The organism is Amorphoplanes digitatis (assembly GCF_014205335.1).
GTDB classification, from domain to species: Bacteria; Actinomycetota; Actinomycetes; order Mycobacteriales; family Micromonosporaceae; genus Actinoplanes; species Actinoplanes digitatus.
Genome location: NZ_JACHNH010000001.1, coordinates 8,465,528 through 8,490,875 on the forward strand (window position 1 = coordinate 8,465,528; position 25,348 = coordinate 8,490,875).

Sequence of the window (25,348 nt, forward strand, 5' to 3'; positions counted from 1 at the left end):
CACCGAGCGGCGCCCGGGGAGTCTCTCCCCGGGCGCCGTCTCATTTCGGAACCATCCGCTCCCGGGTGACGTCGGAGGGTAATGGCCATGAACCGCGCCCCGATCGCCGTGCTGTTGATGACGACACTCCTCGCCGGCTGCTACCAACCGGGCGAAACCGGTCAGGCTCCGCTGCCCACGCAGCCGCGGCCGACCGCGCCGCCGAGCGAACCGACGGACGCGTTCCAGCAGAACGATCTGATCGTCGGAACGGTCAACCGCGGCGGTTCCGGACCCTGCTACGGCCTGATCACGGACGACGGCAAGCAATTCGCCCTCTACGAGAATCGGGGGCGCGAATTGGTCAAGGGCACCCGGATCCAGGTACGGGCCGAGCCGTCGCTGCTGCGCATCGACTGTGGAACGGGCGACCTCTACCAGGTGACAGCCCTGGACGTGCTCGACTGACCCGTTTGTCCATCGACACAGAGTCACATCGCGTAAAGATCTACTTTCAATTGCGACAAGCACTTCCATAGATCGGAGTGTTTGCATACCTTCACGTGAGCCCCGAATCGTCGGGGCCGTTTACCGCCGTTCCGCTGCACACAGCGATCGGTCACGTCAACGGAGGTACGTAGTGCGCAAAGTAGTCGTGGGACTACTCGGCGCCGCGATGGTCACCAGCGTCGGGATCATGCTCCCGGCTGCGGCGACCGCGGCGCCCCCGGTGGATCCGGCTCCGGCGAAGGCCAGCAAGAAGGCCCCGGTCGACGACCTCCCGAACCCGTTCGAGGACAAGCGCCGTGAGCTGCGCCAGGAGGCCGTCAACGGCATCCTCAAGGGCACCGTCAAGACGCAGAAGCGCGGCGGCAGCACCATTGCGAAGATCGGCAAGACCCACGGTGGCGGCGAGACCCACCGTCGCGTCGGCCGCGGTGGTCAGGACCAGTACGTCGAGCTCGGCCGCGAGCAGACCGACCGGCTCTTCGTGATCCTCGCCGAGTTCGGCAACGACCGGCACCCGAACTACCCGGACGTCGACAGCGACCCGCTCACCGCGGGCCCGACGACGTTCGAGGGGCCGCTGCACAACAAGATCCCGGCGCCGGACCGCACCAAGGACAACAGCACGGTGTGGCAGGCCAACTACAACCGGGACCACTTCCAGAAGCTCTACTTCGGTGAGGGCAAGGGCGCCGAGTCGCTCAAGACCTACTACGAGACCCAGTCGTCCGGGCGCTACAGCGTCGACGGCGAGGTCACCGACTGGGTCAAGGTCAACTACAACGAGGCCCGTTACGGTCGCGACTGCGACATCAACGGCCTCTGCACCGACACCAACACGTGGGCGCTCGTCACCGACGCCGCCAACAAGTGGGTCGCGGACCAGAAGGCCGCCGGGCGCACCGACGCCCAGATCAAGGCCGACGTGGCGAGCTTCGACGTCTGGGACCGTTACGACTTCGACGGCGACGGCGACTTCAACGAGGCCGACGGCTACATCGACCACTTCCAGATCGTCCACGCCGGCGGCGACCAGTCCGACGGCGACCCGCAGCAGGGCGAGGACGCCATCTGGGCGCACCGCTGGTACGCGTACAACACCTCGGCCGGCATCACCGGCCCGGTCACCAACAAGGCCGGCGGCACCCAGATCGGCAACACCGGCATCTGGATCGGTGACTACACCGTCCAGCCCGAGAACGGCGGCCTGAGCGTCTTCGCTCACGAGTACGGCCACGACCTCGGTCTGCCGGACGACTACGACACCTCCGGTGGCGCGAACAACAACAGCGAGTTCTGGACCCTGATGGCGCAGAGCCGGCTCTCCGGCGCCGGCGAGGCCCTCGGCACCCGCCCGGGCGACATCGGCGCCTGGAACAAGCTGCAGCTCGGCTGGCTCGACTACGAGACCGTCGTCGCGGGTCAGAAGAAGACCCTCGAGCTCGGCCCGCAGGAGTACAACAGCAAGAAGGCGCAGGCCGCGGTCGTGGTCCTGCCCGACAAGGAGGTCACCACCGACCTCGGCGCGCCGTTCGCCGGCGACAGCCAGTACTTCTCGGGCAACGACGACAACCTCAACACCACGCTGACCAAGTCGGTCGACCTGACCGGGGCCACCTCCGCGTCGCTCGACCTCAAGGGCCGCTACAGCATCGAAGAGGGTTACGACTACCTCTACTTCGAGGCCTCCACCGACGGCACCAACTGGACCGCGCTCGACGGCACGGTCGACGGTGCCCCGCTCGGCGTCGACGGCGCGGTTCCGCCGCGTCCGGCTCTCGGCGGCGACAGCGGTGGCGCGTGGAAGAACATCAGCATCCCGCTGAACGCGTACGCCGGTAAGACCGTGCAGGTCCGCCTGCACTACATCACCGACGGCGGCCTGTCCGCGGGCGGCTTCTTCGGCGACGACCTGGCCGTCACGGTCAACGGGACCGCGGGCGCCGTCGACGGTGCCGAGGGCACCCCGACCTGGACCGCTGCCGGCTTCAGCGTCGAGGGTTCCGCGATCACCGCCGAGTACGACAACTTCTACATCGCGGGCAACCGCACCTACACCTCGTACGACAAGTACCTGAAGACGGGCCCGTACAACTTCGGCTGGGCTACCACCAAGCCGGACTGGGTCGAGCACTTCTCGTACCAGCAGGGTCTGCTGATCTCGTACAACGACACGTCGGTTGCTGACAACAACGTCAACCAGCACCCCGGCTCCGGTCGTAACCTGATCATCGACAGCCACCCGGCGCCGTCCTACAACCTCGACGGCGCACCGTGGCGCTCGCGGATCCAGCTCTACGACGCGCCGTTCGGCACGACGAAGGCGGACTCGTTCACGCTGCACCTCAACGGCAAGGCCAGCTACATCCGCGGCCAGGCCGGGCAGTCGACGTTCGACGACACCAAGAAGTACTTCTACGACGAGATCCCGTGGGCCGGCGTCAAGCTGCCGGCCGTCGGCGTCAAGATCAAGGTCGTGGAGCAGAAGGGCACGTCCCTGAAGGTCAAGTTCTCCTGACCGACCCGCACCACAGCGACGCCCGGGCGCCTCGGCGCCCGGGCGTCGCCCCTTTCCGGCGGGAACCCACGGCGGAAGAACCGGGTCTCACTCACGGAGGTGCATCATGATCACTTTTTCCCGTACGGCCACAGCGACGCTCCTGGTCCTGGGGCTACTCACGGGCTGCTCCGGGCCGACCGTGACCCAGGGCAACTCCGTGCCAGTCCCGCCCAGCGGCGCCACCCCGACAGCCTCGAGCACGGCCAGGAGCCCGGTCGCTCCCGACGGCTCAGAGCCCACCGGAAGCTCGGTGCCCACCGGGGCACCACCGTCCCGGCCCGCCGGGATACCCAAGACCCCGACGGACATCGTCCACACCGCCGGCTGGACCGAGGGCACCATCACCCGCGGCGGCACCGGACCCTGCTACGGCATGGTCACCTTCGACGGCGTCGCATACGCGATGTACTCGGACACCGGGATCAAACTGGCCAAAGGTGATCACATTCGGGCCCGGCTCGCCCCCGCGAAACTGCGCATCGACTGTGGCGAAGGCATCCCGGTAAGCGTGGGTGCCATCCAGCATTTCCCCTAGGCCCGTACCCTGTTTCGCATGAGTGCCCAGGTGGACGAGGCGTGCGTACTGACGGAGGGTCCGTGGACCCACCGTTCCGTCGGCGCCAACGGCAGCCGCTTCCACGTCGTCGAGGCGGGCACCGGGCCCCTCGTGCTCCTGCTGCACGGCTTCCCCGAGTTCTGGTGGACCTGGCGCGACGTGCTGACCCGGATCGCCGACGCCGGGTTCCGGGCCGTCGCGATCGACCTGCGCGGCTACGGCGCCAGCGACAAGCCCCCGCGCGGCTACGACGGCTACACGATGGCGGCCGACGTCACCGGCCTGATCCGGGCGCTCGGTGAGCGCTCCGCGATGATCGTCGGCGCGGGCGCCGGCGGCATGATCGGCTGGGCGGCGGCGGCGTTCCACCCCAAGATGGTGAGCCGGCTCGTGGTGCTCGGCGCGGCACACCCGCTGCGGCTGCGCGCGGCGCTCTTCGCGGACCCGCGCGGCCAGCTGTCCGCCAGCGCCAGCCTGCTGCGCTTCCAGGTCCCCCGCTACGAGCACGTGCTGACCAAGGACGACGCGGCCCTGGTCGGCGAGCTGATCCGGCAGTGGAGCAGCCCGAGATGGGCGGAGACGCGAGAATACGCGGAATTCGTGGCCCGGTGCCGGGAGGCCATGCAGATCCCGCAGGCGGCGTTCTGCGCGCTCGAGGCCTACCGCTGGGTGTTCCGGTCGGCGCTGCGGCTACAGGGCTACCGTTTCGTCAAGCTGATGCAGAGCCCGCTGATCACGCCGACGCTCCAGATGCACGGCGCCCTGGACACGGCGGTCCTGCCCCGCACGGCACAGGGCTCGGGCCGCTACGTGATCGCGCCGTACGAGTGGCGCCTGATCCCCGACGCCGGTCACTTCCTGCACCAGGAGGCGCCCGACATCATCACGGGCGAGATCCTGCGCTGGCTCAAGACCTAGACGCGGTGCTCGTACAGCTCGCTGACCTCGTGCGCCGGCGCCCAGCCCTGGTAGACCCCGAAGTCGAACTCCTCGAGGCCGAGGTCGCGCGCGATCGGCGCCCGGCCGCCCGTGTATTCGACGCGTAGCCAGGAGTCGGCCTCGGCCAGGACGATGAACGGCTCGCCGCGCCACGAACAGGTCGTGCGGACGTACACCAGGTCGCTGAACTCGCCGGGCTCGAGCACGCGGACGTACCGGCCGGGCCGGGCCTCCTCGAAGCCGTCGCCGGCCTCGGGCGCGTAGATCCGCACGTTCTCGCCGTCGGGTGCCGCGTCGTACTCCCGGCCGTGCCAGGTCACCACGTAGCCGTCGCGCATCACTGTTCACCGGCCCGGCGCCACACCGGCGCGTCGCAGTCGAAGACCGCGACGAGCTGCTTGTCGCCGTCGGCGTCCATCCGCCACAGCTCCGCGCCGTGCGGCAGTCGCACACTGTCCACCTTGAACTCCGCGATGACGTCCTTGCCCTCGCCGGGTGCGAAACCGTTGCCCCGGAACGGGGAACGCTCGATGACCCAGCCGTCCATGGCCCGCAGCGCCTGCTCGCTCTGCCCGCCGTACGGGATGCGGTAGAGGCTTGGCCGGTGTGCCGGCCAGCGGAGCACGAAGGCCTCCTTGGCATCCGGCTGGTACGGCGAGCCGTCGTAGATCAGGCCGAGCGCCGCGAAGAGCTCGCCCGGCGAGTTCAGGTGCTCGACCTCGCCGGCCCGGTGCACGAAACCGGCGACCCGGTCGTAGCCGCGCTCCAGGTAGTAGTCCACCTGCTCGGCGGGCACCGCCTTCTGCATGGTGGTCAACGGCGCCGACGGCTCGGTGGGCCGCTGCTGCGGCGCCGCCGAGACGGATTCGGCCGGCGGCGCGTCGGCCGGGTCGCCGCCGAGGCCGGCCTCGACGGCCCAGCTGGCGAGGGCGATGACCTGCGGGCCTGGGTACCTGGCGCCGATCACCGACGTCGGGTTGACCGCGAACGACCAGGCCGGGTCGGGCCAGTTGCGGATCAGGTCGACGAACCGCACGGCGACGGTGCGGGCGGGCTCGGCGAAGTGCTCGGCGAGCCGGTCCCGGCTGGTGAAGACGACGAGGAAACGCTCGCCGTCGGTCTCCTCGGTCCGGAAGGCGAAACCGGACTCGCCGGGTGCGCTGCCGGGCCGCGAGTTGGGCGCGACGGGCACGAGCACGGTGGCGAGCAGCAGGGTGGAGAGGAAGGAGTCGGTGCTGGCGTCGTCCACGGCCTGGATGAGTTCGCGCTCGACCTCGTTCGCCGGGATGAAGTCGTCCTCCTCCGGCGCGGGTCCGGCCGCCGGCGCGGTGCTGGCCGCCGGCGGTACCGGGCGGCGCTCCAGCGCCACGGGCACGGCCGGGCCGGTGTCCGACCGGCCGGCGCCTGCCACGCCGGGGATGACCGGCGGGGCGAGACCGGACCGCGGCGGCGCGGCCGCGGACTGCCCGGCCGCGGACTGCGGGGTCGCCTGGGGCGACGCCTCGTCGGCGGCGTCCTGGTCCGGTTCGTCGGCGGTCGCCGGAGGCCGCTGCGCGTCGTCGTCGTCCGCGGGCGGCGGGATGTGTGCCGGCAGCGGGGGCGTCTGCGCCATCGGGGTGCGCGTGGGCAACGGCGCGTCCGGGCGTTGCAGCAGCGGTGCCGGTTCGGCGGAGGCGCCGCCCCGGCTCGTCGAGGTGGGCGCGCCCGGGCGGTTACCGAGAGCGTCCAGGGCGCTCGGACCGCCGGCGGGGGCGCCGGTCCGGCCGGCGAGGGCGTCGAGGGCGCTGGGCATGCTCGGCGGCCTGGTAGCGCCGCCTGGCGGAATGGTCGGCGGCGCGTAGGCGGCGGGCACGTCGCCGCTCGCCTCGCCACCGGGTCGGTACGGTGCTCCGCCGGGCTCGCCCGCGAGGCCGGTGGGCTGCGCCGCACCGGGGCGGTCGGGCACGCCGAAACCGTTGAACTGGCCGCCGGGGATGCCGTTGCCCCGGCCGCCGCCCGGGCCCTGCGGGGTGCCGGGCACGCGCGAGGGTAGTCCGCTGGGCAGCACGCCGCCGGGGGTACGCAGCGGCAGGCCGCCGGGGCCCACCTCGCCACCCGCCGGGTCGGCCGGCCTGCCGGAGGCGGGTGCCGGACGTCCGGAGGGGTGCGCGCCGGGGGTGGTGCCCCCGTGCGGGGCCGCACCACCGACGCCCGACGGCGCCGGGCCGGCGGGTGCGGAGCCACCGGGAGGCGGACCGTAGGGAGAGCCGCCCGGAGGCGGGCCATAGGCGGAGCTACCCGGGGGCGGCCCGTAAGCAGAAGTGCCCGGAGGCGGCCCATAGGCAGAACTGCCCGGAGGCGGCCCATAGGCAGAACTGCCCGGGGGCGGGCCGTAGGCAGAGCCACTCGGAGGCGGGCCATAGGGAGAGCCGCTGTAGGCAGGGCTGCCGGAGGACGGGCCGTCGATCGTCGGCGCGCCGGGCGAGCGCACGCCGGACACCGGAGCACTCGACATCGGGGCGCCCGACATCGGCCGGTCGGTCATGGGACCGCCGGGCTGGGTGGCCGGCGGGTAATTCTGTGCCGCCGCGGCCGCCGAGTAGCCCTGTGCCGCCGCGTTCGCGGCCATGGTCGCGGCCGCGTGCAGGTCCTGGATGCGCTCTGGCGCGTTGCTGCCCTCTCGGCCCGGGCCACGGGTCGGCAGGCGCAGGTCACCGCGGGAGAGCTGGGCGACGAACCAGGCCGGCAGGTATCCCTCGATCGGCAGGCCGGGGTTGACCGCCAGCCACCACTCGAGGTTGGGCCAGGTGTCGGCGAGCTCCGCATAGGCCACCCGGCGGGCCGAGCCGGTGTAGTCGGCCAGGCAGGCCTGCAACGCCGCCGGGGAGGTGAAGGCCAGCACGTGTGTGCGGCCGCCGGTGCTCCACGTGCCCCAGCCGAGCGGGGCGAGGCCGGCGAGGGCGTCCGCCGAGACCGGCAAGAGCAGGTCGACCCCGGCGAGAATACGGAAATAAGACTCCTGATCGTCGGTGCGCAAGGCGTTGCGCATCGCGATTTCGGCGTCCGTAGCCGGTTCCCACTCGGTCACGTCCACCTCTCCCTTCGCGGCGAACGGGCCACCTCAACGCGTACAACCTACAAGGTCAGGCGGCGATCACAATGGGCGGATGGATGCATACAGCCAAGAAGTGGTCCATCTGCGTGATCAAAGGCTGCCCATACCCACACGCGTCGCACAGAGATATCGCCCAATGACTGAAGGTAACCAGATCTAGGGAGAGACAGCAACGGCCGGAACGACACCCTTTCGGGCGTTCCGGCCGTGCCGCGAAGATTCGGCGGTACGCGAAGTTCAGCTGAAGCGCTTCTCCGCATTGCCCTCGGTCGCGGCGTAGTCCTGGGCGGACCGGTCGACCGCTAGCTTGATGCCACGCAGGATGCCCTTGAGGTCGGCGGACGCCTTGGTCCACCGCTGCTGACGCATGGCGTACGCCGACTGCGCCTTGCCCTCCCACGTCGCCACCAGCGGGCGCGCGTCGGCCTCAAGCTGGCTGAGCTGCGACTCGAGCTCGTTCAACGCCTTCTGGATGTCCGCGGCGGCCTGAGCCAGGGCCCCGAAGTTGACCTTCAGCAAACCGTCGTTCATGAAGTGATCCTTCCCCCGCTTGGGTTTAGAGCGGCAGTGTGTGGCCACCGCCACCGGACTTGGTCACGATGTCGGCCGCCGAGTCGTCGGTGCTGGTGTAGCTGACACCGGAGGTCCGGATCGCCTCCGCGGTCTCCGCGAGGGCCTTGTTCAGGTTCGAGAGGTCGCGCTGGTACTGGACCTTGACGGTCTCGAACGCCCTGCCACCCCGGCCGACCCAGGCGGTCTGCAGGTGGGAGAGCTCGTGCATCAGCTTGTTCAACATCGAGGTCAGCGAATTGTTGACCTGATCGAACTGCGCGGCGGTCTTCGCCATCACCGCGGCTTGCGCCTTCGTCTCGGACACCCCGGACGTCACCCCGCTTTCTTGATCGTCTGTCGCTGCACCGGATCCTGAGTGGACGGGTCGTGCTTGACGACCACCGGAGCATGTGGCGTGGCTCTCAGGTTAGCCCTTTACACCAGACAGTGGGGGGCACCCCTGAGCAGCCGATTGTCCATTCTCATCGCCGACGGTAACGGCTTGGACGCAGTCACGGTAGCCCCGCGAGACAAGCTGTGGACATCGATACCGCCCCCTGCTCAGGCCACCCGAGTCCTACGATGGGGCCGCGCGGTCAGGGCGTGCTACAGGAGAGGCGGGCGCAGGTGACGGCAGATGTGGCGGGTGGCCGCGGCTTCCCGGAGCTCAGCGGCGCCGGCCGCCCACTGCCGAAGATCCGCCGGAAACGTGTCCGACATGGACGATTGTTCGGTATTCGCACGGGCCAGTGGGTCAGCACTCAGGTGGCGATCGTCGCCTTACTCGTCGGCGCGATCAACGGCCCGCTCGGGCTCGCCGCCGGCGCGTTCCTGGCGGCGATCCTGCTCGCGGTCACCTGGCTGCGGCTGCGCGGCCGGTGGGCGTTCGAGTGGCTCGGCACCGCGACGCGCTTCGCCGGGCGGCGGCACGCCGTCTCCGTGGCGGCCGCACCGGGCGCGCTGCTCGAGTTCGTCGCGCCGGGATCCCGCATCGAGCAGGCCGACCTGGCCGGGGACCCGGCCGCGGTCATCGTCGACGGGCACGGCCTCACCGCGGTGCTGGAGCTCGGCGACCCGAACGGCCTGCTCGCCGAGGAGAGCGCCCTGCTGCCGTCGCCGGCCGGCCTGCTGCCACCCGCCGGCGGCGAGCACCCGCCGTGCCGCGTGCAGCTCCTGCTGATCGGCGCGCCCGCGCCGTCCCTGCGCGCCGGCGGCGGCACCCCCGCCAACTCCTATCGCCAGCTCACCGAGGGCCGCCTGCTCGGACACAGCCGGGCGCTGCTGGCCGTCCGGGTGCTGCGCGCGGAGGGCTGGCCGGAGGAGGACCTGCGGCGCGCGCTGTCCGGCCTCGTCCGCAAGCTGTCTCGCCGCCTCGGCCCGGTCCCGGCCCGGCCGCTCGGCAGGGCCGCGGCCCTGCGGGTCATCGCCGAGCTGGCACACGACGACGGCGTCGGCGCGGCGCAGGAGACCTGGCCGGGCCTGCGGGTCGGCAGCCTGACCCAGGCGACCTTCCGGCTACAGCGCTGGCCCGACCCGCGGATCGAGACCGCACGCCGGCTGGTGCCGCGGATGCTGGCGCTGCCCGCGGCCGCGACGACGGTCGCGCTCGGCGCCGGCCCGCGCTCCGCGACGGGCAACCAGACGGCGATGGACCTGACCATCCGCCTCGCGGCGCCGGACACCGCCTCGCTCTCGGTCGCGGCGCAGGCGCTGCGCAAGCTGCTGGCCGCCGAGCGGGCCACGGCCCGGCGCCTGGACGGCGAGCACCTGGACGGCCTCACCGCCACCCTGCCGCTGGCCATGCCCACCACACCGGGGCTGCCCGGCCTGCCCGGCCCCGAGGCGGCCCACGCCGACCTCTTCGACGACCTCCAGCTGCCGATCGGCGGCGCTGGCCTGATGATCGGCGCCAACCGCAAGGGCGAGCCGGTCATCGCGCGGCTGTTCCGTCCCGAGCAGACCCGGGCGCTGCTCGTCGGCGGCGTCCGCTGCGCCCAACTGCTCGCGTTGCGGGCGATGGCCCTCGGCGCCCGGGTGGTCGTGCAGACGGCCCGGCCGCAGGCCTGGGAGCCGTTCGTGCGAGGCGCGGCGGTGCCGGGCGAGTCCATCGCGGTCATCCCGCCGGGGCGGACGGTCCAGATCCCGCCGGGTACGGCGCTGCACCCGCTGCTCGTGGTGGTCGACATCGGCCCCGTCGGCGCCGACAACCGCCCGGGCGCGGGCTGGCAGGCCACGCTCGTGGTGCGCGACGACTTCAGCTCGGCCGACGCCGACGTGGCCTCCCGGGCGGATCTGCTGCTGGTCCAGCCGCTGCGCGCGGAGGAGGCCGGCCTGGTCGGCGCGGCCCTCGGCCTGGGCGAGACGGCGAAGTGGCTGACCCAGATCCGCGCGGACATGGTCGGCGTGATCAACAGACGGGCGGTTCGCTGGGCGGCCCTGTCACAGACCCCGATCGAGACCCAGCTCATCGGCCCCCCGGTCCGCGGCTGAGCCGGCCAGGGCCGGACCGGGCCCGAGCGCCGCGGCGTAACTGGGGATTGGCCGGTTTTGTCGCGCCCGACACGCAACGACCGGGACAAGAACGGGGGGTGTTCCCCACAAGACTGGACTGATCATGGCACCATCCCGTGCCATGGGCATCCTCATCCGGCTGGTGATCACCGCCGTTTCGCTGTGGATCGCGACACTGGTGATCGACGGCATCCGTCTCACCACCGAATCCATCGGCGATCAGGTAATCACCCTGCTGATCGTCGCGGCGATCTTCGGCATCGTGAACGCGGTCCTGCGCCCGATCATCAAGGTGATCGGCTGCGGGCTGTACGTGCTGACCCTCGGCCTGATCTCCGTGGTCGTCAACGGCCTGCTGTTCATGCTGGTCAGCTGGATCGCGGGCCAGTTCGACCTGGCGTTCCACGTGGATGACTTCTGGCCGAGCGCGGTCCTCGGCGCGCTGCTGGTCGGCGTCGTGAGCTGGCTGCTCAACATGCTGGTCCCGGACCGCGGGGAGAAGTAAGCGGCGGTACACCACCGCGGCCCGGCACGCGTTCACCGCGACGCGTGCCGGGCCGCGCCGCGCCCTGCGCCGGAATGCGATCTTCAGGCCACGGCCGGACGATTGGTCCGGTGAGCTGGGACATACGCAAGGACCGGAACCCCGGCATGGACCTTACGGTGAGTGCATGGGTGAGGAACGACGCGGCTATCTATACGGCCTCACGGCGTACGTGCTGTGGGGCTTCTTTCCGATCTACTTCAAGCTGCTCGCGCCCTCGCGGCCGCTGGAGATCCTCGCCCACCGGGTGATCTGGTCGGTCCTCTTCGTCAGCCTGGTGCTGCTCGCCATGCGCAACTGGCGCTTTCTGTCCCGCATCCTGCGCGACCGGCGGCTGCTCGGCGGCATCACGCTGGCCGCGGTGCTGATCGGCGCGAACTGGGCGACCTACATCTACGGCGTCAACTCGTCGCGGGTGGTCGAGACGGCGCTCGGATACTTCATCACGCCGCTGGTCGTCGTGCTGCTCGGCGTGACCGTGCAGAACGAGCGCCTGCGGGGCTGGCAGTGGGCCGCCGTTGGCGTCGGCGCGCTGGCCGTCGCCGTCCTGACGGCCGACTACGGGCATCTGCCGTACATCGCGCTCGCGCTGGCCGCGAGCTTCGGGTCATACAGCCTGATCAAGAAGCGGCTCGGGCTGCCGCCCGCCGAGGGCCTGTTCGTCGAGTCGGCCGTGCTCGCCGTGCCCGCGCTCTGCTACCTCGGCTGGCTCAACGCGACCGGCGGCGCCGAGTTCGGGCACGTCTCGGCCACCCACACGATCCTGATGCTGCTGTCCGGGCTCGCCACGGCCGTACCGCTGCTGCTCTTCGCCGCCGCGACCAACCGGGTGCCGCTGGTCGGCATCGGGATCCTCCAGTACGTCGCGCCGATCCTCCAGCTCGCCTGCGGGGTGCTGATCTTCCACGAGCCGATGCCGGCGCCCCGGCTGGTCGGCTTCGCGCTGGTCTGGATCGCCCTGATCATCTTCACGGTCGACGGGATCCGGGGCGCCCGGGCCGCAAGAGGGAGGACGGCGGCCGCCCCAGCGGCCGCCACCGCCGAACCAGCCGCCGTCCTTCCGCCACGCTGACGAGAGTGACTCCCGTCAGGGGACGTCGTAGGAGAGCAGCGTCCTGTCGTCGTTGCGCACCAGCGCCAGCCGCGACAGCGTGCCGGCGGTGAAGTGCGTGACGCCGGACATCGTGAACTCCTTGCCGGGCGAGGCGACCCACGAGCCGAGCTGCTCGCTCTCCCGGTTCGGCCCGTACGCCATCAGCCGGATCCGGTAGGGCTCCGACTCCTCGTTGCCCCGGTTGTAGAAGCAGACGAGGTTGATCTTCGTGCCCCCGGCGGCGCCGGTGAGGTTGATGTTCGCGGTCACCGGCACCCGGTCGCTGGCCGGCGTCATCGCCACGGTCGGGCCGGTCACCGACGGATCCACGACGCCACGGCCCATCCAGAACACCGTGCCGACGCCGACGACAAGCGCGAGGCAGGCGGCGGCCAGCGCCGAGCCGAGCACCCGCCAGCGGACCCGCCGGCGTTCCTGGCGCCGCGTCGACTGCGCGGCCATGACCAGATCGGGCACGCTGGTGCGCCGGCTCGGTGGCGGCGGCAGCAGATCGGGGGCGAGCAGCTTCTCGAACTCGGCGGCGTCGAGCCGGCCGAGCAGGCCCGGCAGAACGGCGATGTCCGCGACCGCCTCCCGGCAGAACGAGCACGTCGCGAGGTGCCGTTCGTAGGCGGCGCGCTCCGCGGGCGAGAGGGCACCGAGGACATATGCGCCATCGTCGTGCTCGTGATCGCATCTCATCCCGTCACCCCCATCTCGTCCAGAACCATGCGTAGTGAGCGCAGCGCATAGTGCGTGCGCGACTTGACCGTGCCGGGCGGGACGCCCAGCCTCGCGGCGGCCTCCGCCACGGATCGCCCTTGGTAGAAGCACTCCACCAGGACGTCTCGATGACTCGCTGAGAGCCGGCCCAGTGCCTCCGCGACCGTCCAGGCCTCCACGGCCCGGTCCGCCTCGTCCGCACTCGGCGGTGGCTCGGGAATCATGTCGGTGACCACCTCGCCAACCCGGACCGACCGGCGCCGCCAGGCGTCGATCGCCAGGTTGCGTGCGGTGGTGAAAAGCCATGACCGGACTCCGCCGCGCTCGGGGTCGAGCACCTCCGGATAGCGCCAGGCCCTCAGCAGCGTCTCCTGCACGAGGTCCTCCGCCTGCTGCCGATCCCCTCCGGAGAGGCGAACGGCGTGCGCGAACAGAGCGTCCCCGTGCTCGTCCTGCAGAGCGCGCAAAAGCTCGGCATCCTGATCCTCCAAGCCTGCCGACCTCCCTCGCGCGTTCCAACCCGTATTACGTGCGCTCGGGTCGGGCGGTTCAAAGGAGTCTTAGGCCCGCAGTTCACTCATGCCGGGAGGCGGTCAGGCGGTGACGGCGTCGCCCGCGGACAGCGCCTCGGCGACATTGCGGGCGGCGGCCGTCAGCTTGGCGCGAACCACCCGGGCGGACGTCAGCATCTCGGCGGCCGGCAGGGCGCACGCGAGCACCAGCCTGCGCTCCATGTCCCGGTCGGAGACGACGTTGACGGCGGCACAGGCCAGTCCCTGCCGGAACTGGCCCATCTCCAGCTGCATCCCGCGCCGCTCCCCCGCGGCCAGGTCGGCCTCGAGCGCCTCGGGCGAGGTCAGCGTCGCCGGGGTGAACGCCCGCATGCCCCAGTCGCGCAGATAGCGGGCGCGCTGGTCGGCGGTCAGGGTCGCGAGCAGGGCCTTGCCGAGCGCGGTCGCGTGCCCGCCCTCGTCGAAGCCGGGCACCATATCGTCCATGAACGGCGACCGGGCGCCCTCCGCGCAGGCGGTGACGGCGATCCGGCCACCGACGAAGCGGCCCAGGTAGTGGCTGTAGCCGGTCTCGACCGCGGCCCTGCGCAACGCCTCGCCGACCGACGGCGGGCCCCGGAACGCGGAGACCAGCTCGCGATAACGATCCGCGATCTCCAGGCCGACGATGTACGTGCCGTCTTCTCTGCGGATCACATAGCCCTCGTAGGCCAAAGTGCGGACGAGGTGATATGTCGTCGCGACGGTGAGCTCGCACCGCCGGGCGATCTGTTTCACGGTGAGTCCACGCGGAGCCCGACCCACCGATTCGAGCACACGCAGGGCGCGTGACACGCTCCGGATGAGATCTGACGGCTCCGCCAGGGGGTCGCGCACAGCCACCTCCGACGCCGGGGACTTACACCATATGAATAATCTTCCCCCGACGGAATGCCTCAAGCGTGTCGACCATGACCGATCTTTACGGCACGTGTGGTCATTAACACTCACCGTCTCGCATTCGGCGCCGCTGGGCATAACCTCCGGTTGATGGCCGAGCCCCGGATCCTGCCCGCCGAGAACGCCGCTACCAGCGGGTACTCGGTCAGGCCGTGGCGCGCGGTCACCGGCGCGCTCACCACCACCATCGCCTGTTCGGTTCCGGTGTTCCTCGTCGGCGGACTCGCGGTCCAGATCGGCGACGAACTCGACTTCACCCCGGCGGGTCTCGGATTGGCTGTCTCGGCGTACTTCGGGGCAAGCGCGCTTGCCTCCGTGCCCGCGGGCGCGCTCGTCGAACGGTACGGCGCGACGGCGATCGCGCGGGCCGGCGTCGCGCTCGCCTCGGCGACGCTGCTGACGGTCGCGGTCGCGGCGACGTCACTGTGGACGCTCATCGCGATCCTGGCGCTCGGCGCGGCCGGGAACGCGATGGGCCAACTGGCGAGCAACACCAGCCTGTCGCGGCACGTGCCGGTGCGCCGGCAGGGCCTGTCGTTCGGCGTAAAGCAGGCGGCGATCCCCGTCAGCACCCTGCTGGCGGGCGCCGCGGTGCCGGCGGTGGCCCTGACCGTCGGCTGGCGGTGGGCGTTCGTGCTCGCGGCGGTCGGTGCGGCCGGCGCGCTCTTGCTCGTACCGTCGGAGCTTACCGCGGCCAAACGGCCGGAGACGGGCACCGGAGAGCGGGCCACCGCGGCCCTGGTCGTGATCGGGGTCGGCGCGACGCTCGCGGCGGGCTCGGCCAACGCGCTCGGCACGTTCCTGGTCGACTCGGCGGTGGCCCGCGGCCTGGCGCCCGGCACGGCGGGGCTGGCGCTGACCCTTGGCGGCGCGGTCTGCGTGCTGACCCGGCTGTACGGCGGCTGGCAGGCGGACCGCTTCCCGGCGCACCAGATCGCCGTGATCGCGGTGCTGCTGGTCGCCGGGGCGGCCGGGCTGGCACTGATGGCGGCGCCGAGCCCGGTCACGCTGGTCCTGGGCGTCGTCCTGGGCTTCGGGCTGGGCTGGGCCTGGCCCGGGCTGATGAACTTCGCCGTGGTCCGCCTGCACCCGCAGGCACCGGCGGCGGCCACGTCGATAACGCAGACCGGAGTGTACGCGGGCGGCTGCCTGGGGCCACTCGGCCTGGGCACCCTGGCCGCCACGGCGGGCTACCCGGCGATGTGGACGGCCGCGGCGCTCGCGATGCTCTGCGCGGCGGCGGCGATGGTCGCGGGAAGCAGAATGCTGACCCGCCACGCGGTCACCACCGCGACGGCCTGACGAGTCAGCTGGTGCGGTCTGCGATGAAGTCGCACAGCGACTCCATAGCCCGGCGGGGCGAACCCGCCGGCAGCCCGGCGAGCTGGGCCCGGGCCTCCTCCGCGTAGGTGCGGACGGTCTCGCGGGCCCGCTTCATCGCCGCGGACTCCCGCAGCAGCCCGAGCGCCTCGGCGTGCAGCGCGTCGTCGACAAGCGGCCCGGAGGCGAGCAGCTCACGAAGGCGCACCGCGGCACCGTCGGTGTCGTCGTCGGCCAGCGCGTAGAGCACCGGAAGCGTGGGCACGCCCTCGCGGAGGTCGGTGCCGGGCGTCTTGCCCGACTGCACCGACTCGGAGGCGATGTCGAGCAGGTCGTCGGAGAGCTGGAACGCGATGCCGATCGTCTCGCCGTAGCCGGTGAGCGCCTCGACCTGCGCCGGCGTCACGCCGGAGAAGAGCCCGCCGAAGCGGGCTGAGGTGGCGATCAGCGAGGCCGTCTTGTCGGCGATGACGCTCAGGTGGTGCTCGATCGGGTCGGAACCGCGCGGCCCGACGGTCTCGGCGATCTGCCCGTGCACCAGCCGCGCGAACGTCCGCGCCTGCAGGTGAACGGCCTCGGGACCGAGCGAGGCCGCGATGTCGGCGGCCCGGGCGAACAGGTAGTCGCCGATCAGGATGGCGACGGAGTTGCCCCACCGCGCGTTGGCGCTCGGCGCACCGCGCCGCACGGTGGCCTCGTCCATGACGTCGTCGTGGTAGAGCGTGGCCAGGTGGGTCAGCTCGACGACCAGCGCGGCCGGCACGATCTCGGCCCGCGAGGGATCGCCCATCTGGGCGCCCAGCGCCAGAATCAGGGGCCGGAACCGCTTGCCGCCGGCGTCCATCAGGTGCCGCGAGGCCTCGGCCACCAGCGGATCGGCGCTGGCGACATTGCTGCGCAGCGCATCCTCCACAGCAGCAAGAGTCGCCGACACCGACACGTCGACCGCAGGGTCTATGTCGAGGCCAAGCGACGTCAGCGCGCTGTCTCCGGTGCTCACCACACTTTCACGATGCCATACGCCCCCGACAAGGGCCGCCTCAGGGGGGCCAACTGCAAGGTCCAAAACCACGCCAAGGCACCGATCCGGAAATGTCGACCGAGCCAGCCCGCCCCACACCGCCGACGAACCGAAGACCAAGATCCAAAACATCCCAAAATACGGATCCAGAAATGTCCACCAAGGCTCCCGCCCCCAAGCCCCTGCACACCACCTCTGATCAGGCCGCCGCCGCCCAAGTCCCCACCCCAACCACGAACCAACCACCCCCAAGTCCACAAACTCCACAAACTCCACAAACTCCACCCAACCCAACCCCCCTCACCCCGCTCCGCCAATCCGATCCGATCCGGGCCGGGCGGTGAGGCGCGTGCCGGACCGAGCCGGTGCGGGGCGGGGCGGTGCGGGGCGGGATGGGATGGGATGGGGTAGGCCGGACCGGACCGAGCCGGGTGCGGGGTGGGCCGAGCCGGGTGCGGGGTGGGCCGAGCCGGTGCGGGGTGGGTGCGGCGGGCCGGGCTAGACCAAGCCAAGCCAAGCCAAGCCAAGCCAAGCCAAGCCAGGCCGGGCCGGGCCGAGCCGGGTCGGTGCGGGGTGGGCCGGGCCGAGCCAGGCCGGGCCGGGTCGGTGCGGGGCGGGGCGGGTGGGGCCGGACCGGACCGGACCGAGCGGGGCGGGGTAGGCCGAGCCGGTGCGGGGTGGGGTGGGCCGAACCGAACCGAACCGGACCGAGCTGGGCTGGGCTCGGCCGGACCGAGCCGGACCGAGCCGGACCAAGCCGGGCGGACCGAACCGAGCCGAACCGGACCGAACCGGACCGGGTCGGTGCGGGGGGCGGGGCGGGGCCGGGTCGGTGCGGGGCGGGGTGGGCCGGACCGAGCCGAACCGAGCCGAACCGAGCCGAGCTGGGCCGGGCCGGACCGGACCGGACCGAGCTGGGCCGGACCGAGCCGAGCTGGGCCGGACCGGACCGGACCGAGCCGAGCTGGGCCGGGCCGGGCCGAGCCGGGGCCAAGCCAGATCGAACCGGACCGAGCCGAGCTAGGCCGGGCCGGACCAAGCCGGACCGAACCGGGCCGGACGAACCGGGCCGAACCGAACCGGGCCGAACCGGGGCGGGGTGGGCCGAACCGAGCTAGGCCGAACCGAACCGAGCCGAGCTGGAGCCGGGCCGAGCCGGGGCCAAGCCGGACCAGACCGAACCGAGCTGGGCTGGGCCGGGCCGGGCCGGGCTAGACCGAGCTGGGCCGGGCCGAGCCGAGCCGGGCCAGACCAAGCCGGACCGAACCGGGGCCGAGCCGGACCGGACCGGACCGGAGCGAGCCAGGCCGGACCGAGCCAGACCGGACCGGACCGAGCCGAGCCGAGCCGGACCAGGCCGAACCGAGCAGGACCGAGCCAGGCCGAACCGAGCCGGACCGAGCTGGGCCGAGCCGGGCCAGACCAAGCCGGACCGACCAGGGCCGAGCCGGACCGGGCCGAGCCGGACCGGGCCGGGCCGGGCCGGGCTGGGCCGGGCTGGAGCGAGCCAGGCCGGACCGAGCTGGGCTGGGCCGGGCCGGGCCAGACGAAGCTAAGCCAGTCGGAGCGGACCGGGGGCGAGCCGGGCCGTGTTGGGCTGGGCTGGGTGACGGGTGGGCTCGGTTCGTGGGTTTGGTGGTGGGGAGCACGGAGCTGGCAGGGTGGGGGTGGCCGCTCATGAGCCGCCAGGCGATTGGCCGCCCCCGCCCGGTCTCGGCGGGAGCGGCGGTCTGTGCCATGCAATCAGGCACGACATGGTCCTGCTGTTGATCTTCGCTAGGAGGACACTAAAAGGCCCCGACCTGGAGACCAGGAATCGGGGCCTTTTGGGGTTGGTGGTTATCGGACGAACTGGGCGGCGTCGTTGGTGAGGTCCAGCAGGGGGGCCGGGACAACGCCCAGGATCAGGGTCACGATTACGCCGATTACCAGGGCGGCCGAGGTTAGGAAGCCTGGGATCGAGACCGACGGGGTTGTTTCGCCCGGCTCTGAGAGCCAGACCATCACGATTACGCGCAGGTACGGGAAGGCCAGCACCATGCTGGTGATGACGCCGACGATGACGAGCCAGGTCTGGCCGCCGTCGACTGCGGCGCCGAAGACCGCGAACTTGCTGGTGAAGCCGCTGGTCAGGGGGATGCCGGCGAAGGCGAGCATGATGAAGGAGAAGGCGGCGGCGAACAGTGGGCTCTTGCGGCCCAGGCCCGCCCAGCGGGACAGGTGGGTCGCCTCGCCGTCCGCGTCGCGGACCAGGGAGACGATGCCGAAGGCCGCCAGTACCGAGAAGCCGTAGGCGACCAGGTAGAACATCGTGCTGGACAGGCCATCCTTGTTGAGCGCCAGGACGCCCACCATCAGGTAGCCCGCGTTGGCGATCGAGGAGTACGCCAGCAGCCGCTTCATGTCCGTCTGCGTGACCGCCAGGATCGCGCCGACCAGCATCGTCAGGATCGCGATCACGCCGAGGACCGGCTGGAAGTTCCAGCGGACGCCCTCGAAGGCCACGTAGAGGACGCGCAGCAGGGCGCCGAAGGCCGCGACCTTGGTGCAGGCCGCCATCAGGGCCGTGACCGACGTCGGGGAGCCCTGGTAGACGTCCGGGGTCCAGACGTGGAACGGGACCGCCGCGCACTTGAAGAGCAGGCCGATCGACACCAGGGCCAGGCCGCCGAAGAGGAGCACCTCGCTGCGGGTCGGGTCGGCCACCGCGGTGTGGATGGCGGCAAGGTCGATCGCGCCGGCGAAGCCGTAGAGCAGGGCCACGCCGAACAGGAAGAACGCCGAGGCGTACGAGCCGAGCAGGAAGTACTTGAGCGCCGCCTCCTGGCTGAGCAGGCGCCGGCGGCGGGCCAGCGCGCAGAGCAGGTACAGCGGGAGGGAGAAGACCTCGAGGGCCACGAACATGGTCAGCAGGTCGTTCGCGGCCACGAACAGCAGCATGCCGCCGAGGGTGAAGACGGCCAGCGGGTAGACCTCCGTGGCGCCCGGCTCGCTGCTCGCCTGCTTCAGGTCCTTCTCCGAGCCGACGGTGATCGCCGCCTGGGAGACGAACGCGCCGCCGGCCTCGACGGAGCGTTCGCCGATCAGCAGCAGCGACACGAGGCCGAGCAGCAGGATCGAGCCTTGCAGGAACAGCGTGGGGCCGTCGATGGCGACCGCGCCGCCGATGGTCAGCGTCCGGGTGTCGCGGCCGATGATCACCGCGATCAGCGCGGCGACGACGGCGACCAGGGCCAGGATCAGCTGGATCATGTTGCGGCGGTGGCGCGGCAGGATCGCTTCGAGCAGGATGCCGAGGCAGGCCGCGCCGAAGAGGATCAACATCGGCGACAGGGCGGCGTAATTGATCTCGGGTAGTTGGACGTCTCCCATGGCTACGGCGCCACCTTTCCGTTCGCGACCGCCGTTGGTGCGGGATCGGTCGTGCCGACGTCCTGCATGGTTGCCTCTACCGCCGGATTGATCACATCGGTGACGGGCTTCGGGTAGAAGCCCAGGACCAGCAGGAGGACCACCAGCGGCGCGACCACGACCTTCTCGCGCAGCGTGATGTCCTTGTGCATGGCCGGGTACTCGGTCAATGTCGGGTTCAGCGTGCCCTGCGTGGTGCGCTGCACCATCCAGAGCACGTACGCCGCGGCCAGGATGATGCCCGTGGTGGCGATGACGGCGTAGGTCTTGTGCACGGTGAACGTGCCGATCAGCACCAGGAACTCGCTGACGAACGGCGCGGTGCCGGGCAGCGCCAGCGACGCGAGACCGGCGAAGAACAGGATTCCCGCCAGCACCGGGACCAGCTTGCCGGCCCCGCCGAAGTCGCTGGTCAGCGCCGAGCCTCGGCGGGCGACGAACATGCCGACGACCAGGAAGAGCAGGCCGGTCGCGAGGCCGTGGTTGACCATGTACAGCACCGAGCCGGTGCCCGCCTGGGTGGTGAAGGCGAAGATGCCGATGCCGATGAACCCGAAGTGCGCGATCGAGGTGTACGACACCAGCCGCTTCAGGTCGTTCTGGCCGACCGCCAGCAGCGCCGCGTAGATGATGCCGATGACACCGAGGACCAGGGCCGCCGGCGCGAACCAGCGCGACGCCTCCGGGAACAGCGGCAGGCAGTACCGCAGGATGCCGAAGGTGCCGACCTTGTCGAGCACGCCGACCAGCAGCGCCGCGGCGGGCGCCGGGGCGGCGACACCGGCGTCGGGCAGCCAGGTGTGGAACGGGAAGAACGGCGCCTTGACCGCGAAAGCGATGAAGAAGCCGAGGAACAGCCAGCGCGCGGTGTTGGTGTCGAACGCCGCCGAGACGTCGCTGAGCTTCTGCCAGTCGAACGTGTGCCCGCCGACGACCCAGAGGCCGATCACCGCGGCCAGCATGAAGAGGCCGCCGACCAGCGAGTAGAGGAAGAACTTGACCGCCGCGTACTGCCGCCGGGCGCCGCCGTACGAGCCGATGATGAAGTACATCGGCACGAGCATGACCTCGAAGAACACGTAGAACAGGAACACGTCGGCGGCCGCGAAGACGCCGATCATCGTGCATTCGAGGGTGAGCAGCAGGGCGAAGTACGCCGGCACGCTCCGCGTGGCCTCGTCGACGTCGTGCCACGACGCCAGGATCACGGCCGGTACCAGGATCGCGATCAGCATCAGCATCACCAGGGCGATGCCGTCCGCGGCGAACGTGAACCGGACGTCCCAGGTCGGGATCCACGGCTTCGACCAGGTGAACTGGAAGCGGTCGCCGCCGACCTCGAAGACGATCCACATGACGATGCTCAGCACGAGCACGACCAGCGACCAGCCCAAGGCGATCGTCTTGGCCAGCTGTGCCTTGGCCCTCGGGATACAGGCCACCACGGCCGCCCCCACCAGGGGGATCACCGTCAGGAAGGGCAAGAACGGAAAGTCGGTCACGCCAACCATCCCAACTGGATTGCGAGGAAGGCACCGACGACCAGAACTACGCCGGTGAGCATGGACAACGCATACGAGCGGACGAAACCGGTCTGTAGCCTGCGCAGGCGACCCGAGCTGCCGCCGACCGTGGCCGCGAGGCCGTTCACCGCGCCGTCGATGCCCCTGTTGTCCAGGAAGACCAGCGCGCGGGTCAGGTAGATGCCGGGCCGCTCGAACACCGCCTCGTTGAAGGCGTCGGTGTAGAGGTTGCGGCGAGCGGCCGTGACCAGCACGCCGGCGGGCTGCTCCTGCTCGGCGGTGCCCTTGCGGAACAGCGCGTACGCGACGCCCGCGCCGAGGACGGTGAGGACCAGCGAGAGGGCGGTGATCACGCCGTGCGACAGCACCGGCTCGTGCTCCGCGACCTCCGGGCCGAGGACCGGCTCCAGCCAGCGCGGGACGCTTGTCTTCATCAGGAAACCGGCGCCGATCGAGCCGAGGGCCAGCAGCATCAGCGGGACGGTCATGATGTACGGCGACTCGTGCGGCTCCTTGATGTCCTCGGTCCACCGCTTCGGGCCGTGGAAGGTGAGGATGAACAGCCGCGTCATGTAGAAGGCGGTCAGCCCGGCGCCGAGCAGGGCGGCCCCGCCGTACAGCCACGAGGTCCAGTCGCCGCGCTCGAAGGCCGCCACGATGATCGGCTCCTTGGTGAAGAAGCCGGACAGCGGCGGGATGCCGATGATGGCGAGCCAGCCCATCATGAAGGTCAGCCAGGTCCACCGCATGTACTTCGACAGCGCGCCGAAGCGCCGGATGTCGACCTGATCGTGCATGCCGTGCATGACCGAGCCGGCGCCGAGGAACATGTTGGCCTTGAAGAAGCCGTGCGCCAGCAGGTGGACGATGGCCAGCGAGTACGCGCCGCCGCCGAGACCGACACCGAGGAACATGTAGCCGATCTGGCTGACCGTCGACCAGGCCAGGACCCGCTTGATGTCGTCCTTGGCGGCGCCGATGATGCAGCCCAGCAGCAGCGTGAGCGCGCCGACGCTGACCACGATCGTCTGGAGCGTGGTGTTCGCCGAGAAGATCGGGTTGGACCGGGCGATGAGGTAGACGCCGGCGGTGACCATCGTCGCGGCGTGGATCAGGGCCGAGACCGGGGTCGGGCCCTCCATCGCGTCGGGGAGCCAGGCCTGGAGCGGGAACTGGCCGGACTTGCCGGCCGCGCCGAGCAGCAGCAGGATGCCGAGTACCAGCACCGTGGTGCCGGAGAGCGCGCCGACGCCGTTGAACACCTCGTCGTACTGGGTGGTGCCCAGCGTGGCGAAGAGCAGGAAGATGCCGATGGCCAGGCCGGCGTCGCCGACCCGGTTCATCAGGAACGCCTTCTTACCGGCGGTGGCCGCCGACGGCCGGACGTACCAGAACGAGATCAGCAGGTACGACGCCAGGCCGACGCCCTCCCAGCCGAAGTAGAGCATCACGTAGTTGTTGCCGAGGACCAGCAGCAGCATCGCGGCGACGAAGAGGTTGAAGTAGGCGAAGAACTTCCGCCGCTCCGGGTCGTGCTCCATGTAGCCGACCGCGTACAGGTGGATCAGCGAGCCGACACCGGTGATCAGCAGGACGAAGACCGCGGCCAGCGGGTCGAAGAGCAACCCGAACTCCACGTGCAGCCCGCCGACCACGATGAAGTCCCACAGGCTCTGCTCCGCGGCCCGGGCGTCTGGGTCGAGGCCGCGCAGGCTGAAGAACATCGACAGGCCGAGGACGAACGGCACGGCGACCGCCACTACGCCGAGCCAGTGCCCCCACTTGTCGGCCTTCCTGCCCAGCAGGAGCAGGACCGCCGCGCTGGCGAGCGGAATGGCCACCAGCAGCCAGATCCCGCTCAGCAGCCCGGTCGCGTGGGCATACTCCACTGTCTGTTCCACGTGAAGGCCCCTTTAGTACTTGAGGAGGTTGGCGTCGTCGACGCTGGCCGAGCGCCGCGTCCGGAAGATCGACATGATGATGGCCAGGCCGACCACGACCTCGGCCGCCGCGACCACCATCACGAAGAACGAGATGATCTGGCCGTCGAGCGTGCCGTTGATCCGGCTGAAGGTCACCAGCGCGAGGTTCGCGGCGTTCAGCATCAGCTCGATGCACATGAACAGCACGATCGCGTTGCGGCGCACGAGTACGCCCGCGGCGCCGATGGTGAACAGGATCGTCGCCAGCACAAGGTAGTAGTCAGGTGTCACTTCTCTGTCCTCTTCGGTGCGGCCTCGCCGGCGGTCAGCTCGCGCACGGGCAGGATCGGCGAGATGCTGCGCTCGGTGCCGTTACCGTCCGGCAGCCGGGCCGGCACGGCGACCGACATCGTGTTCGCGTAGACGCCGGGGCCGGGTTTCGGTCCCGGATAGGTGCCCGGCCGGAAGCGCGCCTTCATGCGCGTGACCTGGTCGGCGATCTCTTCCTTGGCGCGCTCGACGTGCGCGAGCACCATGGCACCGACGGCCGCCGTGATCAGCAGCGCGGAGGTGACCTCGAAGCCGAACACGTACTTGGTGAACAGCAGCCGGGCGATGCCCTGCACGTTGCCGCCGTAGGCACCGTTCGCCTCGGCCAGGCCGACGACCTCGGTGCCGCCCAGCGAGCGGGCCAGGCCCGTCGCGACGAGCATGCCGAAGGCGACACCCAGCAGGATGGCGGCGATCCGCTGCCCGCGCAGGGTTTCGATCAGCGAGTCGGACACGTCGCGGCCGACGAGCATCAGCACGAACAGGAAGAGCATCATGATCGCGCCGGTGTAGACGATGATCTGCACCGCGCCGAGGAACGGCGCCTGGTTGATCACGTAGATGAAGCCCAGGTTGAGCATGGTGACGATCAGCCACAGGGCGGAGTGCACGGCGTTGCGCGCCAGGACCATGCCCAGCGCGCCGATGACGGCGAGCGGGGCCAGGATCCAGAAGGCCCACGCCTCGCCGGTGGAGACCTGGCCGGCGGCCTCAGCCGCGAGGGCGATCATCGGGCCACCTCGCCGAGCGCGTCCTTGACGACCGCCGGCGTCAGCGGCGCCCGCTCGGCGCCGGCGGAGGTGCCCGGGTTGGTCAGCGCGCCGAGGTAGTAGTCCTTGTCGGTCTCGCCGAGCCGCATCGGGTGCGGCGGCTGCTCCATGCCGGGCAGCAGCGGCGCCAGGAGCTCCTTCTTGGTGAAGATGAGGTCCTGGCGGTTGTCGCGGGCGAGCTCGTACTCGTTGCTCATGGTCAGCGAACGGGTCGGGCACGCCTCGATGCACAGGCCGCAGAAGATGCAGCGCGCGTAGTTGATCTGGTAGATGCTCGCGTACCGCTCACCGGGCGAGAAGCGCTGCTCGTCGGTGTTGTCGCCGCCCTCGACGTAGATCGCGTCGGCCGGGCAGGCCCAGGCGCACAGCTCGCAGCCGATGCACTTCTCCAGGCCGTCCGGGTGCCGGTTGAGGATGTGCCGGCCGTGGTAGCGCGGCGCCGGCTTCGGCGGCGAGAACGGATAGTCGGTCGTGATGACCTTGCGGAACATGTGCGCGAAGGTGACCCCGAAGCCCTTGAACGAGCCCGTGAACGTTCCCAC

Annotated in this window: 22 protein-coding genes; 8 read left to right on the plus strand and 14 right to left on the minus strand. The window is 70.9% G+C overall.

Annotated elements, in window-relative coordinates:
- Positions 1-87 precede the first annotated feature (87 nt).
- The 4 genes from BJ971_RS37520 to BJ971_RS37535 all read left to right on the plus strand — a co-directional run bounded on the left by BJ971_RS37520 (position 88) and on the right by BJ971_RS37535 (position 4,520).
- Positions 88-447, plus strand: coding sequence for a hypothetical protein (locus BJ971_RS37520; RefSeq protein WP_239087566.1), 360 nt, complete (start codon positions 88-90; stop codon positions 445-447).
- Between the two features lie 187 nt (positions 448-634).
- Complete coding sequence (locus BJ971_RS37525; RefSeq protein WP_417281805.1) at positions 635-3,004, plus strand: immune inhibitor A domain-containing protein; 2,370 nt, start codon at positions 635-637, stop codon at positions 3,002-3,004.
- A 106-nt stretch (positions 3,005-3,110) separates the two neighbouring features.
- Complete coding sequence (locus BJ971_RS37530) at positions 3,111-3,581, plus strand: hypothetical protein (protein WP_184998039.1); 471 nt, start codon at positions 3,111-3,113, stop codon at positions 3,579-3,581.
- Positions 3,582-3,599: 18 nt separating this feature from the next.
- Complete coding sequence (locus BJ971_RS37535; RefSeq protein WP_184998040.1) at positions 3,600-4,520, plus strand: alpha/beta fold hydrolase; 921 nt, start codon at positions 3,600-3,602, stop codon at positions 4,518-4,520.
- On the opposite strand, the gene BJ971_RS37540 is transcribed toward BJ971_RS37535, so the two are convergent.
- From BJ971_RS37540 to BJ971_RS37560, 4 genes are all read right to left on the minus strand, one after another.
- A complete protein-coding gene (locus BJ971_RS37540; protein WP_184998041.1) occupies positions 4,517-4,882 on the minus strand; it encodes a UCP033725 family protein in 366 nt (121 codons plus the stop codon). The two genes, BJ971_RS37535 and BJ971_RS37540, sit on opposite strands and share 4 nt — an antisense overlap.
- Positions 4,879-7,608 carry an SseB family protein gene (locus BJ971_RS37545; RefSeq protein ID WP_239087567.1) on the minus strand — a complete coding sequence of 910 codons (2,730 nt, stop codon included), beginning with the start codon at positions 7,606-7,608 and terminating at the stop codon, positions 4,879-4,881. Before BJ971_RS37545 ends, BJ971_RS37540 begins: the two co-directional genes overlap by 4 nt.
- Before the next feature lie 264 nt (positions 7,609-7,872).
- The gene (locus tag BJ971_RS37555) at positions 7,873-8,166 is read right to left on the minus strand and encodes a WXG100 family type VII secretion target (protein WP_184998042.1); all 294 of its coding nucleotides are present in this window, start codon (positions 8,164-8,166) and stop codon (positions 7,873-7,875) included.
- A 25-nt stretch (positions 8,167-8,191) separates the two neighbouring features.
- On the minus strand, positions 8,192-8,524 hold the full coding sequence (locus BJ971_RS37560) for a WXG100 family type VII secretion target (RefSeq protein ID WP_311772856.1): 333 nt from the start codon (positions 8,522-8,524) through the stop codon (positions 8,192-8,194).
- A gap of 245 nt (positions 8,525-8,769) precedes the next feature.
- On the opposite strand from BJ971_RS37560, the gene eccE reads away from it, so the two are divergent.
- The 3 genes from eccE to rarD all read left to right on the plus strand — a co-directional run bounded on the left by eccE (position 8,770) and on the right by rarD (position 12,314).
- A complete protein-coding gene (eccE, locus tag BJ971_RS37565; RefSeq protein WP_221478929.1) occupies positions 8,770-10,677 on the plus strand; it encodes a type VII secretion protein EccE in 1,908 nt (635 codons plus the stop codon).
- Between the two features lie 142 nt (positions 10,678-10,819).
- Entirely contained in the window at positions 10,820-11,203 is a 384-nt protein-coding gene (locus tag BJ971_RS37570; RefSeq protein WP_184998043.1) for a phage holin family protein, read from the plus strand.
- A gap of 166 nt (positions 11,204-11,369) precedes the next feature.
- Positions 11,370-12,314 carry an EamA family transporter RarD gene (gene rarD / locus BJ971_RS37575; protein ID WP_184998044.1) on the plus strand — a complete coding sequence of 315 codons (945 nt, stop codon included), beginning with the start codon at positions 11,370-11,372 and terminating at the stop codon, positions 12,312-12,314.
- A gap of 15 nt (positions 12,315-12,329) precedes the next feature.
- Here rarD and BJ971_RS37580 read toward each other — a convergent pair whose 3' ends face one another.
- The 3 genes from BJ971_RS37580 to BJ971_RS37590 all read right to left on the minus strand — a co-directional run bounded on the left by BJ971_RS37580 (position 12,330) and on the right by BJ971_RS37590 (position 14,446).
- Positions 12,330-13,037 (minus strand): anti-sigma factor family protein, encoded by a 708-nt coding sequence (locus BJ971_RS37580; RefSeq protein ID WP_184998045.1) that lies wholly within the window; start codon positions 13,035-13,037, stop codon positions 12,330-12,332.
- Entirely contained in the window at positions 13,034-13,549 is a 516-nt protein-coding gene (locus BJ971_RS37585; RefSeq protein WP_184998046.1) for a sigma-70 family RNA polymerase sigma factor, read from the minus strand. The genes BJ971_RS37580 and BJ971_RS37585 overlap by 4 nt, the downstream gene beginning before the upstream one ends.
- Before the next feature lie 102 nt (positions 13,550-13,651).
- Entirely contained in the window at positions 13,652-14,446 is a 795-nt protein-coding gene (locus tag BJ971_RS37590; RefSeq protein WP_184998047.1) for an IclR family transcriptional regulator, read from the minus strand.
- Between the two features lie 153 nt (positions 14,447-14,599).
- Between BJ971_RS37590 and BJ971_RS37595 the strand changes: the two genes are divergently transcribed.
- A complete protein-coding gene (locus tag BJ971_RS37595; RefSeq protein WP_184998048.1) occupies positions 14,600-15,811 on the plus strand; it encodes an MFS transporter in 1,212 nt (403 codons plus the stop codon).
- A gap of 4 nt (positions 15,812-15,815) precedes the next feature.
- Here the strand turns inward: BJ971_RS37595 and BJ971_RS37600 are convergent, their stop codons facing one another.
- From BJ971_RS37600 to nuoI, 7 genes are all read right to left on the minus strand, one after another.
- The gene (locus BJ971_RS37600) at positions 15,816-16,808 is read right to left on the minus strand and encodes a polyprenyl synthetase family protein (RefSeq protein WP_221479941.1); all 993 of its coding nucleotides are present in this window, start codon (positions 16,806-16,808) and stop codon (positions 15,816-15,818) included.
- Positions 16,809-18,689: 1,881 nt separating this feature from the next.
- Positions 18,690-20,222: an NADH-quinone oxidoreductase subunit NuoN gene (nuoN, locus tag BJ971_RS37605; protein ID WP_184998049.1), complete on the minus strand. Its 1,533-nt coding sequence runs from the start codon at positions 20,220-20,222 to the stop codon at positions 18,690-18,692.
- Between the two features lie 2 nt (positions 20,223-20,224).
- Positions 20,225-21,763: an NADH-quinone oxidoreductase subunit M gene (locus BJ971_RS37610; protein ID WP_184998050.1), complete on the minus strand. Its 1,539-nt coding sequence runs from the start codon at positions 21,761-21,763 to the stop codon at positions 20,225-20,227.
- The gene (gene nuoL / locus BJ971_RS37615; RefSeq protein ID WP_184998051.1) at positions 21,760-23,685 is read right to left on the minus strand and encodes an NADH-quinone oxidoreductase subunit L; all 1,926 of its coding nucleotides are present in this window, start codon (positions 23,683-23,685) and stop codon (positions 21,760-21,762) included. The genes BJ971_RS37610 and nuoL overlap by 4 nt, the downstream gene beginning before the upstream one ends.
- A 12-nt stretch (positions 23,686-23,697) precedes the next feature.
- Entirely contained in the window at positions 23,698-23,997 is a 300-nt protein-coding gene (gene nuoK / locus BJ971_RS37620) for an NADH-quinone oxidoreductase subunit NuoK (protein WP_184998052.1), read from the minus strand.
- Complete coding sequence (locus BJ971_RS37625) at positions 23,994-24,767, minus strand: NADH-quinone oxidoreductase subunit J (RefSeq protein WP_184998053.1); 774 nt, start codon at positions 24,765-24,767, stop codon at positions 23,994-23,996. The genes nuoK and BJ971_RS37625 overlap by 4 nt, the downstream gene beginning before the upstream one ends.
- Positions 24,764-25,348, minus strand: coding sequence for an NADH-quinone oxidoreductase subunit NuoI (gene nuoI / locus BJ971_RS37630; protein ID WP_184998054.1), 585 nt, complete (start codon positions 25,346-25,348; stop codon positions 24,764-24,766). The genes BJ971_RS37625 and nuoI overlap by 4 nt, the downstream gene beginning before the upstream one ends.

Coding starts and splice junctions, on each gene's coding strand:
- BJ971_RS37530 (WP_184998039.1), top strand. CDS start 3,111: ATGATCACTTTTTCCCGTACGGCCACAGCGACGCTCCTGGTCCTGGGG.
- BJ971_RS37570 (WP_184998043.1), top strand. CDS start 10,820: ATGGGCATCCTCATCCGGCTGGTGATCACCGCCGTTTCGCTGTGGATC.
- BJ971_RS37625 (WP_184998053.1), bottom strand. CDS start 24,767: ATGATCGCCCTCGCGGCTGAGGCCGCCGGCCAGGTCTCCACCGGCGAG.
- rarD (WP_184998044.1), top strand. CDS start 11,370: ATGGGTGAGGAACGACGCGGCTATCTATACGGCCTCACGGCGTACGTG.
- eccE (WP_221478929.1), top strand. CDS start 8,770: ATGGGGCCGCGCGGTCAGGGCGTGCTACAGGAGAGGCGGGCGCAGGTG.
- BJ971_RS37555 (WP_184998042.1), bottom strand. CDS start 8,166: ATGAACGACGGTTTGCTGAAGGTCAACTTCGGGGCCCTGGCTCAGGCC.
- BJ971_RS37535 (WP_184998040.1), top strand. CDS start 3,600: ATGAGTGCCCAGGTGGACGAGGCGTGCGTACTGACGGAGGGTCCGTGG.
- BJ971_RS37580 (WP_184998045.1), bottom strand. CDS start 13,037: ATGAGATGCGATCACGAGCACGACGATGGCGCATATGTCCTCGGTGCC.
- BJ971_RS37595 (WP_184998048.1), top strand. CDS start 14,600: ATGGCCGAGCCCCGGATCCTGCCCGCCGAGAACGCCGCTACCAGCGGG.
- nuoN (WP_184998049.1), bottom strand. CDS start 20,222: ATGGGAGACGTCCAACTACCCGAGATCAATTACGCCGCCCTGTCGCCG.
- BJ971_RS37520 (WP_239087566.1), top strand. CDS start 88: ATGAACCGCGCCCCGATCGCCGTGCTGTTGATGACGACACTCCTCGCC.